The organism is Streptomyces sp. CC208A (assembly GCF_030010625.1).
Taxonomy (GTDB): domain Bacteria; phylum Actinomycetota; class Actinomycetes; order Streptomycetales; family Streptomycetaceae; genus Streptomyces.
Window position 1 is genome coordinate 292160 of sequence record NZ_JASCXN010000002.1, and the last position, 15172, is coordinate 307331.

Genomic DNA, 15172 nt, shown 5'->3' on the forward strand with positions numbered 1-15172 from the left:
ACGGCGGACCATGACCCTCACGCTCACCGTCTCCGACGAGGTGCGCGCCCTCGTCCCCGGCTTCACCCACCTCGCCGTCGAGGCCCGCGGACTCGTCAACGGCCCCAGCGACGCCACCAGCTCGGCGCTCCTCGACGAGGCCGCCGGCCGGCTCGCGGCACGCCTCGACGGCCGCACCCCGGACCAGGACCCCCACGTCGCCGCCTGGCGCGCCGCGTACACCGCCTTCGGCGCCAAGCCCTCCCGCACCCGCAACTCCGCCGAGGCGCTCGCCCGGCGCGCCCTCGCCGACGGCGGGCTGCCCCGCGTCAACCGGCTCGTCGACGCCTACAACGCGATCAGCGTCGCCCACCTCGTCCCCGTCGGCGGTGAGGACCTGAACCGCATCCAGGGCGGCATGCGGCTCGTCCGGGCCACCGGTGAGGAGGAGTTCGTCACCGTCTCCGGCGGCGAGGAGACCGTGGAGCACCCCGAGCCGGGCGAGATCGTCTGGTGCGACGAGCAGGGCGTCACCTGCCGCCGCTGGAACTGGCGCCAGGGGCCGCGCACCCGCATCGACGACGACACCACCGACGCCCTCTTCCTCCTGGAGTCCCTGACCCCCATGACCCGCGGGGAACTGCTCGCCGCGGGGGAGGAACTCGCCGAGGCGATCCTGAAGGTCAGCCCCGGGGCGCGGATCACCGTCCGCGACCCCGAGTGAGCGGACGCTACTTCCCGGCCGCCTTCAGCTGCTCCGGGGTCGGCGCCGTGCCGCCCAGGTGCGCCGGGATCCACCAGGTGTCCCCGGCGTCCTTCGGGCGCACCGGATAGGCGCGCTGCGCGGCCTCCAGGAGCTCCTGGACGCGCTCGCGCAGCCGCCGGGTGATCGCCCCCGCGTACTGGTCGGCGGGGGCCTCCACGGGCTCCCCGACCCGGATCGTCACCGGGATGTGGGCCCGCTTGAAGTTCCGCGGCTTCCCCTTCGTCCAGATCCGCTGCGTCCCCCACAGGGCCATGGGGATCAGCGGCACCCCGGCCTCCTGGGCGAGCCGGGCCGCGCCCGACTTGAAGCTCTTCAGCGTGAAGGACTGCGAGATGGTCGCCTCGGGGAAGACGCCCACGATCTCGCCCGCCCGCAGCGCCGCCAGGGCGTGCTGGTACGCGTGCTCGCCCTGCGCCCGGTCCACCGGGATGTGCTTCATCGCCCGCATCAGCGGCCCGGAGACCTTGTGCCGGAAGACCGACTCCTTCGCCATGAAGCGCACCAGGCGCTTCTGCGGCAGCGCGGCGAGACCGTTGAAGACGAAGTCCAGGTAGCTGATGTGGTTGCTGACCAGGACGGCGCCGCCGGTCCGCGGGATGTTCTCCGAACCCTGTGTGTCGATCTTGAGATCAAGCGCCTTGAACATGGTGAGCGCGGCACCGATCACCGGCCGGTACACGAGTTCTGCCATGGGAGAGACACCCTTTCGTCCATGCCTTTTGGGAGGGCTCTCCCGGCGAAGTTACGCGGCCGTAGGTTTTCGGCTTTGGGCAGATCGTGCCGCATGTGGGCCGCCGTGACCAGTCCAGACGGCTTCGTACGGGGAGATTCTCGTCACTCGCGGTGGCCGTGGCGGGAATCGAACGGTGCCGTGCGACGCTGCTGGGAGAGGGAAGGCCCCGAGGAGAGGACCCCGGGGAGAAGGACGCGGGAACGGGGAAGCAAGGATGACGGCGGACACCACGAAGCGGCTCGCCCTGGAACCGGTGGCCGGCGGACCGGTGGCCGGCGGACCGGTGGCCGGCGGACCGGTGGCCGGCCGGCCGGAAGCCGACCGGCCGGCGGTCGATGTGACGGAGCGGCTCGCCCCGGGGCTGCTCGGCGCCGGCCTGGGGGAGCGCGCCACCCTCGTGCAGTTCTCCAGCGCCTTCTGCCAGCCCTGCCGGGCCACCCGTCGCACCCTCGCCGAGGTGGCCGCCATGGTGCCGGGTGTGGCGCACGTCGAGATCGACGCCGAGGAGCGCCTCGGCCTCGTCCGCGCCCTCGGGATCACCCGTACCCCCACCGTCCTCGTCCTCGACGCGGACGGCCGGATCGTCCGGCGGGCCGCCGGACAGCCCCGCCGGGCCGACGTCATCGCGGCCCTCGGCCGCGCCCTGTGACCGGCCGCCGCCCGTCCCTGACGCGGTGACACATCTCCCACATGCCGGTACGCACTTGACCGGGACCGTCACCCGTCGTCACTCTGACGGAGTGATCGGTGAACTCCTTCTCTACGGCCGGGCCCACGTGGACCTGGGCCGCCACGCGAGCGCGCGCTGTCCGGGCTTCTGACGCCCCCGGACCCCGCTCCACGCCGCCCCGCACGAAGGACAACTCCATGACGGTTTCGCCCGAGCTCCGTACCGTTCCCGCCATCGGCGCACCGAGATCCGCCTCGCCCGACCTGCTCCGCTCCGTCTTCCGCCGGCACGCCGCCGGCGTCGCCGTGATCACCGCCCACGGGGAGCGCCCCGTCGGTTTCACCGCCACCTCGCTCAACTCCGTCGCCGCCGACCCGCCGCTGATCTCCTTCGGCGTGGGCACCGGCTCCTCCAGCTGGCCCGTGGTGGCCGAGGCCGAGCACATCGGCGTGCACATACTCGGCGAGCACCAGGAGGAGCTCGCGGCCACCTTCGCGCGCAGCGGCGCCGACCGGTTCGCCGAGCCGACCCGCTGGAGCCGGGGCCCCGAGGGCGTGCCCGTCCTCGACGGCGTGCTGGCCTGGCTGGTCTGCCGGGTGGTGGCCCGGGTCCCCGCCGGCGACCACCGGATCGTGGTGGCCCAGGCGGTCGCGGGCGACCCCGACGGCGCGGGCCGTCCGCTGCTGTACCACCATGGGCGCTTCAACGCGCTGCGCGACTGAGAGTTCCCGTGACGGCCGCGCTTCGCGCGTTGGCAAGGTCACATTGCTGAGCGCTTGCTCAGTGGTCACGAACTGGGTGTACTGACGAGTAATATTTTGCTCGGGGCGCCCGGCGTCCCGACCGGAAACCCGCCCTTCAGGCGCCTATGCTGCGAGCAACAAGGCAGCCCAGTTATGACGATGCAGTAGGAGAGCCGGCGTGAGCTTGAGGATCGTTGTCTGTGTGAAGTACGTGCCGGACGCCACTGGCGACCGGAAGTTCGCCGACGACCTGACGGTCGACCGCGAGGACGTCGACGGCCTCCTTTCGGAGCTCGACGAGTACGCGGTCGAGCAGGCCCTGCAGATCGCCGAAGAGGCGGACGACGCCGAGGTCACGGTCCTCACCGTCGGCCCCGAGGACGCGCGCGACGCCCTGCGCAAGGCGCTCTCGATGGGCGCCGACAAGGCCGTCCACGTCGACGACGAGTCCATCCACGGTTCCGACGTCATGGCCACCTCGCTGGTGCTCGCCAAGGCGATCGAGAAGACCGGCTACGACCTGGTCATCGCCGGCATGGCCTCCACCGACGGCACCATGGGCGTCCTCCCGGCGATCCTGGCCGAGCGCCTGGGCGTCCCGCAGGTCACCCTGCTCTCCGAGGTCAAGGTGGAGGACGGCAAGGTGACGGGCCGCCGTGACGGCGACACCGCCTCCGAGCAGCTGGAGGCCTCCCTCCCGGCCGTCGTCTCCGTGACCGACCAGTCGGGCGAGGCGCGCTACCCGTCCTTCAAGGGCATCATGGCCGCCAAGAAGAAGCCGGTCGAGGAGCTGGAGCTCGACGACCTGGACATCGACGAGGACGAGGTCGGCCTGGAGGGCTCCTGGACCGCCGTGGACTCCGCCGACGAGCGTCCGGCGCGCACGGCGGGCACGATCGTCAAGGACGAGGGCGAGGGCGGCAAGCAGCTGGCCGAGTACCTCGCGAGCCAGAAGTTCATCTAGGGCTCGCGCGAGCCGTACCGACCGCCCCTTTCGTTCGCAGGAGATTGAAGTCCCATGGCTGAGATTCTCGTCTACGTCGACCACGTCGACGGAGCCGTCCGCAAGCCCACCCTGGAGCTGCTGACCCTCGCCCGCCGCCTGGGCGAGCCGGTCGCCGTCGCCCTCGGCAACGGCGCCGCCGACACCGCCGCCGCGCTCGCCGAGCACGGCGCCGTGAAGGTCCTCACCGCCGACGCCCCCGAGTTCACCGAGTACCTCGTCGTCCCGAAGGTGGAGGCCCTCCAGGCCGCGTACGACGCCGTCTCCCCGGCCGCCGTGCTCGTCCCCTCCTCCGCCGAGGGCAAGGAGATCGCCGCCCGCCTCGCCGTCCGCATCGGCTCCGGCATCATCACCGACGCCGTGGACCTGGAGGCCGGTGACGAGGGCCCGGTCGCGACGCAGTCCGCGTTCGCCGCCTCGTACACCACCAAGTCCCGTGTCTCCAAGGGCACCCCGGTCATCACGGTCAAGCCGAACTCGGCCCCCGTGGAGCCCGCCCCGGCCGCCGGCACGGTCGAGGCGCTGGCCGTCTCCTTCTCGGAGAAGGCGCACGGCACCAAGGTCACCGCCCGCACCCCGCGCGAGTCCACCGGCCGCCCGGAGCTGACCGAGGCCGCGATCGTCGTCTCCGGCGGCCGCGGCGTCAACGGCGCCGAGAACTTCGCGATCATCGAGGCCCTCGCCGACTCGCTCGGCGCGGCCGTCGGCGCCTCCCGCGCCGCGGTGGACGCCGGCTGGTACCCGCACTCCAACCAGGTCGGCCAGACCGGCAAGTCGGTCTCCCCGCAGCTGTACATCGCCGCCGGCATCTCCGGCGCGATCCAGCACCGCGCCGGCATGCAGACCTCGAAGACCATCGTCGCCATCAACAAGGACGCCGAGGCCCCGATCTTCGACCTCGTCGACTACGGCGTGGTCGGCGACCTCTTCGACGTCGTCCCGGCCCTGACCCAGGAGGTCCGGGCCCGCAAGGGCTGACGACCAGCGCTTCCGCAGGTCCAGAGGGCCGCACGGCGAGTTTCGCCGTGCGGCCCCCTGTCGTTTCGGACAACCATTGACGCAGGTCCCGGCGGACTACTAACTTCACCATACGGATTACTGATTCCGTGAAGCGGAAAGTAGGAGGAGACTGGGATGGGTCAGCAGGAGAAGGTGTCGACGAGCCTCGCGGGCGCGGTCAGCGAGGGCATCAGCTCCTCCCTCGCCGCGGTGGACGCCGAGCTCGACCGCCGCTACCCGGGCGACCCCGGCACCCGCCAGCCCGTCCACACCGTCTACGTCCCCGGCGACGCCTTCGCCGCCGACACCCTCCGCTCCTGGGGCGACCAGGCCCTCGCCGCGCTGGACGAGCACGCCCCCGACGCCGCCTCCTTCGCCGCCGTCCTCGGCCTCTCCGACGCCCTCGCGGAGGACGTGTACGCGCGCGTGCGCGCCAAGCTGGAGCGCGAGCCGATCGAGGACCTGCGGGTCGACTTCGAGGACGGCTACGGGGGCACCGACGAGGACCGGCACGCGGCACGCGCCGCCCGCCTGATCTCGGAGGCGTACGCCGGAGGCACCGCCGCCCCGTACATGGGCATCCGGATGAAGTGCATGGAGGCCGCCGTCCGCGACCGCGGCATCCGCACCACCGACGTCTTCCTCACCGGCCTCCTGGAGCACGGCGGCTTGCCCGACGGCCTCGTCCTCACCCTTCCCAAGGTCACCTACCCCGAGCAGGTCACCGCCTTCGTCCGGCTCCTGGAGGCCTTCGAGAAGGCCCACGGCCTCGACGTCGGCCGCCTCGGCTTCGAGATCCAGATCGAGACCAGCCAGGCCATCCTCGCCGCCGACGGCACCGCCACCGTCGCCCGCATGATCGACGCCGCCGAGGGCCGGGCCACCGGCCTCCACTACGGCACCTTCGACTACAGCGCCTGCCTCGGCGTCTCCGCCGCCTACCAGGCCAGCGACCACCCGGCCGCCGACCACGCCAAGGCGATCATGCAGGTCGCCGCCGCCGGCACCGGCGTACGCGTCTCCGACGGCTCCACCAACGTGCTCCCGGTCGGCTCCACCGCCCACGTCCACGAGGCGTGGAAGCTGCACTACGGGCTCACCCGCCGCGCCCTGGCCCGCGCCTACTACCAGGGCTGGGACATGCACCCGGGCCACCTCCCCACCCGCTACGCCGCCGTCTTCGCCTTCTACCGCGAGGGCTTCGAGACCGCCGCCAAGCGCCTCTCCGCCTACGCCAACCACGCGGGCGGCGACGTCATGGACGAGCCCGCCACCGCCAAGGCCCTCTCCTCCTACCTGCTGCGCGGCCTCCAGTGCGGCGCCCTCGACACCGCCGAGGTCGACGCCCTCACCGGCATGACCCGCGCCGCCCTGGAGCGCTTCGCCGCCCCGCGCCGCGGCGACCTCACCGCCAGTACGGACCGCTGAGTCCGACGGTACGTCAGGCAGGTGGCGGCGGGACCTCGCCCGAGCCCCGGGCGAGGAGCCGCGTGCCGATGACCACCCGGCGCGGCGGCTCCGCGGCCCCGCCGAGGCGCCGGAACAGCCGCTCGGCGGCGGTCCTGCCGAGCGCCGCCGGATCCTGCGCGACCACCGTGACGCCCAGGACGTCGCCGAGTTCGACCTCGTCGAAACCGACCAGCGCCACCGTCGGCCCCCGGCCGCCGGCGGTCCGCCCGGCGAGGACCCGGACGGCGGTGACGGTGACCCGGTTGTTGCCCGCGAAGAGCGCCGTCACCGGCTCGGGTGCGGACAGCATCCCGGCGATCGCCGCCGCCACCCGCGCCGGATCCGTCGGACCGGACGCCACCCACCGCCCGTCGACCGGCAGCCCCGCGTCCGCCATCGCCGCCCGGTAGCCGCGCAGCCGCTCCGCCGCCGTGTGGATCCGCGGCCGGTCGCCGACGAAGCCGATCCGCCGGTGCCCGTGGGCGATCAGGTGCGCCACGCCCTCCCGGGCCCCGCCGAAACCGTCCGAGAGGACGGCGTCCGCGTCGATGAACCCCGCCGGGCGGTCGGCGAAGACCGTGGCCACGCCCGCCCGGATCTCCGGCTCCAGATAGCGGTGGTCGTCCCCGGCCGGGATCACGATCAGGCCGTCCACCCGGCGCGCGCACAGCGTCAGCGCCAGCTCCTGCTCGCGCCCGGGGTCCGCCGCGCTGGAGCCGTTGATCAGCAGCGTGCCGTGCGCCCGGGCGACCTCCTCCACGGCCCGGCCCAGCTGCCCGTAGAAGGGGTCGGCCAGGTCCTCCAGGACGAGCCCGACGGTCGCCGTGCGGCCCTTGCGCAGCACCCGCGCGCTGTCGTTGCGGCGGAAGCCGAGGGCGTCGATGGCCTCGCGCACCCGCCGCTCGGTCCCGGCGGTGACCCCCGGCTCGCCGTTGACGACCCGCGAGACCGTCTTGAGGCCGACGCCCGCCCGGGCGGCGACCTCCTTCATCGTGGGCCGGTTGCCGTAGCGGGGCTCGGTGCGGGTGGTCTCGGCCACGGTGCGGGGTTCCTCCGTCGCGGGGGCCGGGGGCGCCGTCCGGCGCCGTCCGGCGGATCGGGTGCGGTGGGCCCGAGCATAGAGCCTGGACAACGTTGTCAACCCTGCCGGGGAACGGCACGGGGCACCGTGAGAACCTACGTGCATGCCCACCACCTCCGGACCCGCGGCCCCCGCCGTCCCCGCCTCCGCCCCGGTCGTCGCCCTCGACATCGGCGGCACCAAGATCGCCGGAGCCCTGGTCGGCACCGCCGGACGAGTCCTCACCCGCACCCGGCGGCCGACGCCCGCCCGGGAGGACGCGGAGACGGTGATGGGAGCGGTCGGCGCGGTGCTCGCCGACCTCGCCGCCTCCCCGCTCTGGGAGGCGGCCGGAGCGGTCGGCATCGGCAGCGCGGGCCCCGTGGACGCCGCCCGGGGCACCGTCAGCCCGGTCAACGTGCCCGGCTGGCGGGACTTCCCGCTGGTGGAGCGGGTGCGCCGGCTCACCGGCGGCCGGCCGGTCACCCTCGTCGGCGACGGCGTCGCCATGACCGCCGCCGAACACTGGCTCGGCGCCGCCCGAGGCCACGACAACGCCCTCGGCCTCGTCGTCTCGACCGGCGTCGGCGGCGGCCTCGTCCTCGGCGGCCGCCTCCACCCCGGCCCCACCGGCAACGCCGGTCACCTCGGCCACCTCAGCGTCGAACTCGACGGCGACCCCTGCGCCTGCGGCGCCCGCGGCTGCGTCGAACGCCTCGCCGCAGGCCCTCACATCGCCCGTCGCGCGCTCGACTGCGGCTGGCGGCCGGGACCCGACGGCGACGCCTCCGCCGCCGCGGTGGCCGAGGCCGCCCGCGCCGGCCACCCGGTGGCCCTCGCCGCCTTCGAACGGGCCGCCCGCGCCCTCGCGGCCGGGATCGCCGCCACCGCGCACCTCGTGGAGGTCGACATCGCGGTGGTCGGCGGGGGAGTGGCGGGCGCCGGCGAGATCCTCTTCGCCCCGCTCCGGCGCCACCTCGCCGACTACGCCACGCTCTCCTTCGCCCGCGGCCTGACGGTCGTCCCCGCCGTCACCGGCACGGACGCGGGCCTCCTCGGCGCCGCGGCCGCGGCCCGGACGGCCTGAACGACCCCGGGCGCCGCGCTCACTCCCGTACGACGGAAGTCCCGGGCTCCGGCGCCCGCTGCTCCACCACGACCAGGAAGGCGTCGGACGCCAGGTCCATCACCACCCGGGCCGGCACCCCCTCCTCGCGGCACGCGCCCGCGTACTCCTCGGCGGGCCAGTGCCCCCGGGGCCCGCCCGCCGGAAACCGCTCCAGAACCGTACGGTCCATCTCCGCACCCCCTCGTGCTCGCCGTTCTCAACGACGTCCGGGCCCGAACCGTTACGCATCGGCCCGGACATGTGTTCGTGGTTTTCGTGGCAGGGTGTTGCGGGCAAGCCACAGGGGGCCGTCGATGAGGGGGGAATCGTGATCGTCTGGATCAACGGTGCGTTCGGCGCGGGAAAGTCCAGCACCGCGCGCGAACTGGTCGGACTGATCCCGCACAGCACGCTGTACGACCCCGAGGCGACCGGGGGCGAGGTGCGCCGGCTGCTGCCCGCCGAGCGGCTCGCCGAGGTCGACGACTACCAGGACCTGCCGATCTGGCGCCGGCTCGTCGTGGACACCGCCGCCGCCCTGCACGCCGAGGTCGGCGGGGTGCTCGTCGTGCCGATGACGCTGCTCAGGCAGGAGTACCGCGACGAGATCTTCGGCGGTCTCGCCGCCCGCAGGATCGACGTCCGGCATGTGCTCCTGGATGCAGAGGAAACGATCCTGCGGGCGCGGATCGAGGGACGGACGGAGTACGGCGACCCGGCCGTCGACGCCGATGTCCGCCGCTGGTGCCACGCCCACCTCCCGCCCTATCGGGAGGCCGTGGCCGGCTGGCTCGGCGCCGACGCCCACACCGTCGACACCTCGGCGCTCACCGTCGCCGAGACCGCCCGGGCCGTCGCCGACGCGGTCCTGGGCGGCCTCGCCGCGCCCTGCGGGATCGTCCAGACGCCCGAACCGACCCGCGAGACCCTGGCCGCAGGCGTCCTCCTCTTCGACGAACAGGACCGTTTCCTCCTCGTCGACCCCACCTACAAGCCGGGCTGGGAGTTCCCCGGCGGTGTCGTCGAGCCCGGCGAACCGCCCGCCCGCGCGGGCATGCGCGAGGTCGCCGAGGAGATCGGCCTCGAACTCGGCACCGTGCCCCGGTTGCTCCTCGTCGACTGGGAACGCCCGAAGCCGCCCGGCTTCGGCGGCCTCCGGCTCCTCTTCGACGGAGGCCGGCTCGCCGCCCGCGACACGGCCCGCCTCCGTCTCCCCGGCGCCGAACTGCGCGCCTGGCGCTTCGTCACCGAGGAGGAGGCCGCCGACCTCCTCCCGCCCGTCCGCTACGACCGCCTCCGCTGGGCCCTGCGCGCACGGGAGCGCGGCACCGTCCTCAACCTGGAGGCGGGCGTCCCGGTGGGCCGGGGCTAGGCCGACCTGGCTGCCGCCGCCGACAGCTGCTCCGCCGTGTCCACGGTCACCGCGGGCCCGTGCCCGCAGCACAGCACCGAGGGGCGCAGCTCCGCGAGCCGCCGCATCGACTCCAGGGCACGGGCGCGGTCCACGTGGAACACCCCGAAGGTCACCCCCTGCACCGTCGCCACGGTGTCGCCCGCGAAGAGCACGCCGTGGCGGGGGAGATGGACGGCCATCGAACCCGGCGTGTGTCCGGGGGTGTGGACCGCGACCGCGCCGTCCCCGAAGCCCAGCTCCTCGCCGTCCTCGACCTCCCGGTCCACGCGCGTGGGCGGCGCCTCCGGGGCGGTCAGGCCGTGCTCCCACAGGGGAAGTTCCCACTCCAGGAGGTCGGGCTCGGGCATCGGAGCCTCCCCGTGCACGTACGGCGCGTCGAGCCGGTGGGCGACGATCTCGGCACGGATCGCCGGGGCCCGTCGGGGGGCTGAAAGCAGTTGCTTGATGCGTCAACGGACGTCGACAACTGTCAGTGTGCGTGGGTAGGCTGGATGCCGGTCGGGCGGCGATAGCCAAGCCGTCCGACCGTAGTGCGGCGGCAGCTTAAACACGCACCCGTGGATCACGGTCCACCGTCGCCGGGAGTGGCCCGGAGACGTAAAACCTGCGTGGAGCCGGTGTAAGACCCGGGGTTTCCCGGGCTACCGGCGGTGAAGCGCGGACCGTAGTCGCGCCCCGGACGGGCCGCGAACGGACCTTCTGGGCAGAAATGCCCGGAATGCTGAGAGCCGCTGAGGCTTTGAGCAACGGTTCTACGCTCTGGGTGAGGTTCGCCCGACGCTGAACCGGCGCCGGAGCCGGTACGGGACCGGCACCGGCGCCTGTCGGGCCGTCAGGCCCGGTGGCTGCCCGCGTAGTTCACCAGGAACAGCGCTTCCGCCACGGCGAGCCGCTCCAGCTCCTCCGGCGAGACGGACTCGTTGACCGCGTGGATCTGCGCGTCCGGCTCGCTCAGCCCGATGAGCAGGATCTCGGCCGCCGGGTAGAGCGAGGCGAGGGTGTTGCAGAGCGGGATCGAGCCGCCCATGCCGGCCGCCTGCATCTCCTGGCCCGGGTACGCGACCCGCATCGCCTCGGCCATCGACGCGTACGCCGGGCTGGAGACGTCCGCCTGGAACGGCTGGCCCTGGCCGACCTGCTCCAGGGTCACGCGCGCGTTCCACGGCGTGTGCTTCTCGATGTGCGCGAAGAGCAGCTTGGTCGCCTCGGCCGCGTCCTGGCCGGGCGGCACCCGCAGGCTGATCTGGGCGCGGGCGGTCCGCGGGATCGACGGGGTGGCGCCGGCCACCGGGTGGCAGTCGATGCCGACGACGGTGACGGCCGGACGGGCCCAGATGCGGTCGGCGACCGTGCCGGCGCCCGGCAGGTCCACGCCCGGCAGCACCTTGGCGTCGGCGCGGAACTGCTCCTCGGGGTACTGCAGCCCCTCCCAGACGGCGTCGGTCGGCAGACCGTCGATCACCGTCGAACCGTCCTCGGCCCGCAGCGAGTCCAGGACCCGGATCAGCGCGGCGAGCGCGTCGGGCGCGGCACCGCCGAACTGGCCCGAGTGCAGATTGCCCTCCAGGGTGTCGACCTGGACCCGGATCATCGTCATGCCGCGCAGGGTGGCGGTCACGGTCGGCAGGCCGACCCGGAAGTTGCCCGCGTCGCCGATCACGATGGTGTCGGCGGTCAGCAGCTCGGGGTGCTCCTCTGCGTACCGCTCCAGGCCGCCGGTGCCCTGCTCCTCCGAGCCCTCGACGATCATCTTGACGGTCACCGGCACCCCGCCGTTGGCCTTGAGGGCTCGCAGCGCCAGCAGGTGGAGGATGAAACCGCCCTTGCAGTCGGCGGCGCCGCGCCCGTACCAGCGGCCGTCCTCGCGCTCGGTCAGCGTGAAGGGCGGGGTCAGCCACGCCGACTCGTCCAGCTTCGGCTGCACGTCGTAGTGGGCGTAGAGGAGGACCGTCGGCGCCCCGGCCGGGCCCGGCAGCACGCCGTACACGGCCTTCGAGCCGTCCGGGGTGTCGAGCAGTGCCACCTCGCGGAAGTCCTCGGCGCGCAGCGCGTCGGCGACCCAGTTCGCGGCGGCCTCGCACTCGCTGCGGGGGGCCACGGCCTCGTCCGCGACCGACTCGAAGGCGACCAGTTCCGTCAGCTCGGCCTTCGCGCGAGGCATCAGGGACCGGACGGTCTCGGCGATCGGATTCGGGGTCATGGGCACGCTCCTCGTGGGTGCGACGTTGAGAGCAAGAAGGAGCGAACGGCGTATCTGGTGGTACGGCGATCGCACCGTCGATCCTACGACCGGGCCGTCACCTACCGAGCCGTAGGATGCGGGAAGCAGACGCCGGTCGGATCAGGAGCAGAAGCACACGTGAGCAGCGAGCACGCAGAGAACGCCGGTCCGGAGCCCACCGAGCCGCTCGTGCCCGGCGATCCGGCCCCGGCGGCCGGGCCGTCCGGCGCGACCGCGGACCCGGGCGCGGACCCCGGCACTGTCGTCGACGGCGATCCGGACCGGCCGGAGGTGTGGGACGTCGTGGTCGTCGGCGCCGGTCCCGCGGGCGCGTCGGCGGCGTACGCGGCGGCTGTCGCGGGCCGCCGGGTGCTGCTCCTGGAGAAGGCCGAGCTGCCCCGGTACAAGACCTGTGGCGGCGGCATCATCGGCCCGTCCCGCGACGCGCTGCCGCCCGGCTTCGAACTGCCGTTCCGGGACCGGGTGCACGCGGTCACGTTCTCCCTCGAAGGCCGCTTCGCCCGCACCCGCCGCTCGCGCCGGATGCTCTTCGGCCTGATCAACCGGCCCGAGTTCGACGCCCAGCTCGTCGAGCACGCGCAGAAGGCGGGCGCCCAGCTCCGCACCGGCGCGACCGTGACCCGCGTGGAGCAGCACGGCCCGTCCGTGCCGGACCGGCGGACGGTCGCGGTGGTCCTCGCCGACGGCGGGACGGTGCTGGCGCGGGCCGTGGTCGGCGCGGACGGCAGCGCCAGCCGGATAGGGGCCCACGTCGGGGTGAAGCTCGGCCAGGTCGACCTGGGCCTGGAGGCGGAGATCCCGGTGCCGCCGTCGGTGGCGGAGGACTGGAAGGGCCGCATCCTCATCGACTGGGGCCCGATGCCCGGCAGTTACGGCTGGGTCTTCCCCAAGGGCGACACGCTCACGGTCGGCGTCATCTCGGCGCGCGGCGAGGGCGCGGCGACCAAGCGGTACCTGGAGGACTTCGTCGCCCGGCTCGGCCTCGCCGGCTTCGAGCCCGCGCTCTCCTCCGGTCACCTCACCCGCTGCCGCACCGACGACTCCCCGCTCTCCCGCGGCCGGGTCCTGGTCTGCGGCGACGCGGCGGGCCTCCTGGAGCCGTGGACCCGCGAGGGCATCTCGTACGCGCTCCGCTCCGGCCGGCTCGCCGGCGAGTGGGCGGTCAGGGTCGCGGAGGCCGGCGACGCGGTGGACGCCCGCCGGCAGGCGCTGAACTACGCCTTCGCGATCAAGGCGGGGCTCGGCGTGGAGATGGCGGTCGGACGGCGGATGCTCGCCGTCTTCGAGCGCCGCCCGGGCCTGCTGCACGCGGTGCTCACCGGGGTGCGGCCGGCCTGGAAGGTGTTCGCGGACATCACCCGCGGCTCGGTCACGCTCGCCGGCATGGTCCGGTCGAACGGCCTGGCCCGGCGGGCCCTGGACGTGCTCGACAAGCGCATGGACACGGAGTCCGGCGTCGGCCCGGCGGGCCGGGGCGTGAACCGCGGGGACGGGGACGGCGCTCCGGCTCCGGAGGGGGCGGGCGAGGACGCCGCGGAGCGGTGAGGTAGCCGGGGAACGACGAGGGCGGGCGCGGAGCTTCGGGGCCGTGCCCACCCTCAGGCGTTCGGGGCGGACGTGATGCGGAAGACGGGGTGCTTGGGGGCGATGGCGCGCAGCTCCTCGTCGGTGGAGTCCGGGCCGACGCCGCCGAAGAAGACCCCGACCTCGGCCTTCCAGCGCTTGAGGTAGGCGCGCAGCACCTCCGTCTTGGCGTCGTCGTCGACCTCGGCGGCGGTGAACGGCTCCACGTGCTTGCCGAGGTGCAGCTCGCCGCCGCCGGCCGCCCGCATGTTGCGGGTCCACTGGACGTGACCGCGCGGGGCGACCAGGTAGCGGGCGCCGTCGAGGGCGAGCACGTTCACCGGGGTGGTCCGCCAGGCTCCGCTCTTGCGGCCCCGGACGGCGAGGACCCGCGAGCCCCAGACGCTGATGCCTCGGCGGGTGAGCCAGGCGACGGCGCGGTTCATGACGTTGACAGTGAACCAGCCGGGCTTGATGACGTGGGCGGGGTCGGCGGACATGGGGCCTCCTGGGCGTTGTCGCGGTGGCGGTGGCGGTGGCGGTGGCGGTGGCGGTGGCGGTACGGGCGGTGGTGTGAGCGGTGGTACGGAAGGGGAGCGATGCTCTCGCTCCGTATCGCTTCCCTGGAACGTGAGCACTGCTCTCGCCTGAGAGCAGTGTGCACGGATCGTCGCTCGCAAGCAAGAGCGGTGCTCTCGTTTCGGTGCGCCGATCCAGAACGTGGCACACTGCTCTCCATGACCACCGTTCAAGGAGCCCGCGCCCGCGCCCGGATCGAGATCACCGCCGCCATCAAGGACGAGGCCCGCCGGCAGCTCGCCGCCGAGGGCGCCGCCAAGCTCTCGCTGCGCGCCGTCGCCCGCGAGCTCGGCATGGTCTCCTCCGCGCTCTACCGCTACTTCCCCAGCCGCGACGACCTGCTGACCGCGCTCATCATCGACGCGTACGACGCCGTCGGCGCCGCCGCGGAGCAGGCCCACGCCGCCGCCGAACGCGACACCCCCCGTGACCACCTCTCCCAGTGGACCGCCGTCTGCCGCGCCGTCCGCGCCTGGGCCGTCGCCCACCCCCACGAGTACGCCCTGATCTACGGCTCCCCGGTCCCGGGCTACACCGCCCCCCAGGACACCGTGGGCCCGGCCGCCCGGGTCGGCCTGCTCCTCGTGGCGACCGCCCGCGCCGCGTACGAGGGCGAGGGCGTCGCGCTGCCGCCGCTTCCGGGCGGCCTGGCGCCGGAGGCGGAGCGGCTCGCCGCCGACCTGGCCCCCGATCTGCCGCCCGCGCTCGCCGTCGCCCTCGTCTTCGCCTGGGCGCAGCTCTTCGGCCTGGTGTCCTTCGAGGTCTTCGGGCAGTTCAACCGGATCGTCGAGGACCGGGACGCCTTCTTCGCCACCGCCGCCGAACGCCTCGGCCGCGAGGTCGGGTTGCGGCCCCGGCCCTGAC

15 protein-coding genes and 1 pseudogene are annotated in these 15172 nt (G+C 73.9%); 10 read left to right on the forward strand and 6 right to left on the reverse strand.

Annotation, left to right across the window (positions count from 1 at the left end):
- The first annotated feature begins 10 nt into the window (after nucleotides 1-10).
- Nucleotides 11-703, forward strand: coding sequence for a phenylalanine--tRNA ligase beta subunit-related protein (locus QK442_RS03590; protein WP_282692301.1), 693 nt, complete (start codon nucleotides 11-13; stop codon nucleotides 701-703).
- A 7-nt stretch (nucleotides 704-710) separates the two neighbouring features.
- Here QK442_RS03590 and QK442_RS03595 read toward each other — a convergent pair whose 3' ends face one another.
- Nucleotides 711-1436: a lysophospholipid acyltransferase family protein gene (locus tag QK442_RS03595; protein WP_282692302.1), complete on the reverse strand. Its 726-nt coding sequence runs from the start codon at nucleotides 1434-1436 to the stop codon at nucleotides 711-713.
- A gap of 379 nt (nucleotides 1437-1815) precedes the next feature.
- Between QK442_RS03595 and QK442_RS03600 the strand changes: the two genes are divergently transcribed.
- The 5 genes from QK442_RS03600 (at nucleotide 1816) to QK442_RS03620 (ending at nucleotide 6321) form a co-directional block, all read left to right on the forward strand.
- A complete protein-coding gene (locus QK442_RS03600) occupies nucleotides 1816-2127 on the forward strand; it encodes a thioredoxin family protein (protein ID WP_282692458.1) in 312 nt (103 codons plus the stop codon).
- A gap of 218 nt (nucleotides 2128-2345) precedes the next feature.
- A complete protein-coding gene (locus QK442_RS03605; protein ID WP_282692303.1) occupies nucleotides 2346-2870 on the forward strand; it encodes a flavin reductase family protein in 525 nt (174 codons plus the stop codon).
- A gap of 199 nt (nucleotides 2871-3069) precedes the next feature.
- Complete coding sequence (locus tag QK442_RS03610; RefSeq protein WP_282692304.1) at nucleotides 3070-3855, forward strand: electron transfer flavoprotein subunit beta/FixA family protein; 786 nt, start codon at nucleotides 3070-3072, stop codon at nucleotides 3853-3855.
- A 54-nt stretch (nucleotides 3856-3909) separates the two neighbouring features.
- Nucleotides 3910-4872, forward strand: a complete 963-nt coding sequence (locus QK442_RS03615) for an electron transfer flavoprotein subunit alpha/FixB family protein (protein ID WP_282692305.1) — start codon at nucleotides 3910-3912, stop codon at nucleotides 4870-4872.
- Nucleotides 4873-5028: 156 nt separating this feature from the next.
- The gene (locus QK442_RS03620; protein ID WP_282692306.1) at nucleotides 5029-6321 is read left to right on the forward strand and encodes an aldolase/citrate lyase family protein; all 1293 of its coding nucleotides are present in this window, start codon (nucleotides 5029-5031) and stop codon (nucleotides 6319-6321) included.
- Between the two features lie 13 nt (nucleotides 6322-6334).
- On the opposite strand, the gene QK442_RS03625 is transcribed toward QK442_RS03620, so the two are convergent.
- Nucleotides 6335-7381: a LacI family DNA-binding transcriptional regulator gene (locus QK442_RS03625; RefSeq protein WP_282692307.1), complete on the reverse strand. Its 1047-nt coding sequence runs from the start codon at nucleotides 7379-7381 to the stop codon at nucleotides 6335-6337.
- Between the two features lie 145 nt (nucleotides 7382-7526).
- On the opposite strand from QK442_RS03625, the gene QK442_RS03630 reads away from it, so the two are divergent.
- Nucleotides 7527-8489: an ROK family protein gene (locus tag QK442_RS03630; protein ID WP_282692308.1), complete on the forward strand. Its 963-nt coding sequence runs from the start codon at nucleotides 7527-7529 to the stop codon at nucleotides 8487-8489.
- Between the two features lie 19 nt (nucleotides 8490-8508).
- On the opposite strand, the gene QK442_RS03635 is transcribed toward QK442_RS03630, so the two are convergent.
- Nucleotides 8509-8700 carry a hypothetical protein gene (locus tag QK442_RS03635; RefSeq protein WP_282692309.1) on the reverse strand — a complete coding sequence of 64 codons (192 nt, stop codon included), beginning with the start codon at nucleotides 8698-8700 and terminating at the stop codon, nucleotides 8509-8511.
- Nucleotides 8701-8838: 138 nt separating this feature from the next.
- Here QK442_RS03635 and QK442_RS03640 point away from each other — a divergent pair, with 138 nt between their 5' ends.
- Nucleotides 8839-9882, forward strand: coding sequence for an NUDIX domain-containing protein (locus QK442_RS03640; RefSeq protein WP_282692310.1), 1044 nt, complete (start codon nucleotides 8839-8841; stop codon nucleotides 9880-9882).
- Here the strand turns inward: QK442_RS03640 and QK442_RS03645 are convergent.
- Nucleotides 9879-10325 (reverse strand): annotated as a pseudogene (locus QK442_RS03645) (MBL fold metallo-hydrolase); the annotation flags it as partial. The gene QK442_RS03640 and the pseudogene QK442_RS03645 overlap by 4 nt on opposite strands.
- A 431-nt stretch (nucleotides 10326-10756) precedes the next feature.
- Nucleotides 10757-12124: a dipeptidase gene (locus QK442_RS03650; protein ID WP_282692311.1), complete on the reverse strand. Its 1368-nt coding sequence runs from the start codon at nucleotides 12122-12124 to the stop codon at nucleotides 10757-10759.
- 312 nt (nucleotides 12125-12436) lie between these two features.
- On the opposite strand from QK442_RS03650, the gene QK442_RS03655 reads away from it, so the two are divergent.
- Nucleotides 12437-13711, forward strand: a complete 1275-nt coding sequence (locus QK442_RS03655) for a geranylgeranyl reductase family protein (RefSeq protein WP_282692459.1) — start codon at nucleotides 12437-12439, stop codon at nucleotides 13709-13711.
- Between the two features lie 53 nt (nucleotides 13712-13764).
- On the opposite strand, the gene QK442_RS03660 is transcribed toward QK442_RS03655, so the two are convergent.
- Nucleotides 13765-14229 (reverse strand): nitroreductase family deazaflavin-dependent oxidoreductase, encoded by a 465-nt coding sequence (locus tag QK442_RS03660; protein WP_282692312.1) that lies wholly within the window; start codon nucleotides 14227-14229, stop codon nucleotides 13765-13767.
- Between the two features lie 237 nt (nucleotides 14230-14466).
- Here QK442_RS03660 and QK442_RS03665 point away from each other — a divergent pair, with 237 nt between their 5' ends.
- Complete coding sequence (locus tag QK442_RS03665; protein WP_282692313.1) at nucleotides 14467-15171, forward strand: TetR/AcrR family transcriptional regulator; 705 nt, start codon at nucleotides 14467-14469, stop codon at nucleotides 15169-15171.
- The last annotated feature ends 1 nt before the right edge of the window (nucleotide 15172 follow it).

Bases quoted from the DNA above. Each gene is read 5' to 3' on its own strand.
- QK442_RS03590 (WP_282692301.1), top strand. From the start codon at position 11: ATGACCCTCACGCTCACCGTCTCCGACGAGGTGCGCGCCCTCGTCCCC.
- QK442_RS03595 (WP_282692302.1), bottom strand. From the start codon at position 1,436: ATGGCAGAACTCGTGTACCGGCCGGTGATCGGTGCCGCGCTCACCATG.
- QK442_RS03605 (WP_282692303.1), top strand. From the start codon at position 2,346: ATGACGGTTTCGCCCGAGCTCCGTACCGTTCCCGCCATCGGCGCACCG.
- QK442_RS03615 (WP_282692305.1), top strand. From the start codon at position 3,910: ATGGCTGAGATTCTCGTCTACGTCGACCACGTCGACGGAGCCGTCCGC.
- QK442_RS03620 (WP_282692306.1), top strand. From the start codon at position 5,029: ATGGGTCAGCAGGAGAAGGTGTCGACGAGCCTCGCGGGCGCGGTCAGC.
- QK442_RS03630 (WP_282692308.1), top strand. From the start codon at position 7,527: ATGCCCACCACCTCCGGACCCGCGGCCCCCGCCGTCCCCGCCTCCGCC.
- QK442_RS03635 (WP_282692309.1), bottom strand. From the start codon at position 8,700: ATGGACCGTACGGTTCTGGAGCGGTTTCCGGCGGGCGGGCCCCGGGGG.
- QK442_RS03650 (WP_282692311.1), bottom strand. From the start codon at position 12,124: ATGACCCCGAATCCGATCGCCGAGACCGTCCGGTCCCTGATGCCTCGC.
- QK442_RS03660 (WP_282692312.1), bottom strand. From the start codon at position 14,229: ATGTCCGCCGACCCCGCCCACGTCATCAAGCCCGGCTGGTTCACTGTC.
- QK442_RS03665 (WP_282692313.1), top strand. From the start codon at position 14,467: ATGACCACCGTTCAAGGAGCCCGCGCCCGCGCCCGGATCGAGATCACC.